This is a genomic window from Pseudomonas sp. AU12215, assembly GCF_001675465.2.
GTDB lineage: Bacteria > Pseudomonadota > Gammaproteobacteria > Pseudomonadales > Pseudomonadaceae > Pseudomonas > Pseudomonas nitroreducens.
Map to the genome: position 1 here is coordinate 1 of NZ_MACM02000116.1, position 292 is coordinate 292.

The window sequence follows — 292 nt, forward strand, 5'->3', positions numbered from 1 at the left end:
AACATGGCCAAGCTGCCGATGCACCGCGACCTGGCCGGCTTCGACTTCAGCGCCTCCAGCGCAGACGCTCGTTTGATCAGCGAACTGGCCAGTCTGGCCTTTACCGACACCGCGCAGAACGTGGTGCTGATCGGTGGGCCTGGCACCGGTAAAACCCACCTGGCCACTGCGCTGGCCGTGTCCGGCATCACCCGGCACGGCAAGCGCGTGCGCTTCTACTCCACGGTCGATCTGGTCAATCTGCTGGAGCGCGAAAAGCACGACGGCAAAGCCGGGCGGATCGCCCAAGCTC

General features: G+C 65.1%; 1 pseudogene. It reads left to right on the top strand.

Going from position 1 to position 292, the window contains the following annotated elements:
• Nucleotides 1–292 (top strand): annotated as a pseudogene (gene istB, locus A9513_RS15380) (IS21-like element ISPst3 family helper ATPase IstB); the annotation flags it as partial.